We start from the raw sequence: 1,607 nt of genomic DNA on the forward strand, positions 1-1,607 counted from the left end.
CAGCAGCAGGGCGGCGACGCCGGACAGCACCACGAGCAGGAGTCGGAGAGGGCGGGACACCGAGCTGGTCATGCGTTCACTCTAGGCGCGACCTCGAACCGTTTGCGACCCTCGAACGGACCCGCGCTCCCGCCGCGGCCCTCGCCGCCGCCCCCGCCGCGGTCCTCGCCGCGGTCCTCGCCGAGTGGTCACAAATGCCCTCTCTCCGACCGCCCGCTCCTGGGACAACGTGAGCGGATGTGACCAGTCGACGAGCGGCGGGCGCGGACGAGCGGCGAGCGGCCGGGACGGCCGGGGCTCAGTCGGAGAGCGCGGTCCCGTCCCGCAGGTGCGGGGCGAGGGTGTTGTCGAACATCGTCAGCGCCGAGGCGATGGCCATGTGCATGTCCAGGTACTGGTACGTGCCCAGGCGTCCGCCGAACAGGACCTTGTTCGCCGCGGTCTCGGCCTTGGCCCGCTCGCGGTAGGCGGCGAGCTTCACGCGGTCGGTGGACTCGTTGATCGGATAGTACGGCTCGTCGGAGCGCTCGGCGAAGCGGCTGTACTCGCGCATGATGACGGTCTTGTCCGTCGGGTAGTTCGTGCGCTCGGGGTGGAAGTGCCGGAACTCGTGGATGCGGGTGTAGTCGTACTCCGCGTCGTTGTAGTTCATCACCGGGGTGCCCTGGAAGTCGCCGGTCGGCAGGACCTCCGTCTCGAAGTCCAGGGTGCGCCATCCCAGCTCGCCCTCGGCGTAGTCGAAGTAGCGGTCGAGCGGCCCGGTGTAGACCACGGGCGCGTCGGGGCTGGCGGCGCGGACGGCCTCGCGGACGTCGAACCAGTCGGTGTCCAGGACCACGTCGATCTTCTCGTCGGCGGCCATGTTCTCGAGCCACGCGGTGTAGCCGTCGACGGGCAGTCCCTCGTAGGTGTCGTTGAAGTAGCGGTTGTCGAACGTGTACCGCACGGGCAGGCGGGTGATGTTGCCGGCGGGCAGGTTCTTGGGGTCGGTCTGCCACTGCTTGGCGGTGTAGTCCTTGATGAACGCCTCGTAGAGCGGGCGGCCGATCAGGGAGATGGCCTTCTCCTCGAAGTTCGCGGCGTCCTCGGCGGAGAACTCGGAGGCCTGCTCGGCGATGAGCTTCCGCGCCTCGTCGGGCGAGTAGTAGCGACCGAAGAACTGGTTGATCAGGCCCAGGCCCATGGGGAACTGGTACGCCGTGCCCTTGTGCATCGCGAACACGCGGTGCTGGTACCCGGTGAAGTCGGTGAAACGGTTGACGTACTCCCACACCCGCTCGTTGGAGGTGTGGAACAGGTGCGCCCCGTACTTGTGGATCTCGATGCCGGTCTCCGGCTCGGCCTCGGAGTAGGCGTTGCCGCCGATGTGGTGACGCCGGTCGAGCACCAGCACGCGCGCGCCGAGCTCGGCCGCGGCCCGCTCGGCGACCGTCAGACCGAAGAAACCGGACCCCACCACGATGAGGTCATAGGTCCCCCACTGCCGATCGCCTGCCATCACTTCGAGCCTTCCCGTAGTCCGTCGCCGGGTCGCTGAGCCTGAACAGGCGCTGCGCCCGGCGTGTCCACGCGCCGGTCGGCGCGGGTCCGGGTCCAAGGGTATCGGG

1 protein-coding gene is annotated in these 1,607 nt (G+C 68.7%); it reads right to left on the reverse strand.

Annotation, left to right across the window (positions count from 1 at the left end; translation table 11 throughout):
- Nucleotides 1-298 precede the first annotated feature (298 nt).
- The gene (gene glf, locus IY392_RS17165) at nt 299-1,498 is read right to left on the reverse strand and encodes a UDP-galactopyranose mutase (RefSeq protein WP_194861893.1); all 1,200 of its coding nucleotides are present in this window, start codon (nt 1,496-1,498) and stop codon (nt 299-301) included.
- Nucleotides 1,499-1,607: the final 109 nt, after the last annotated feature.

Source organism: Dietzia sp. SYD-A1 (assembly GCF_015356725.1).
GTDB lineage: Bacteria > Actinomycetota > Actinomycetes > Mycobacteriales > Mycobacteriaceae > Dietzia.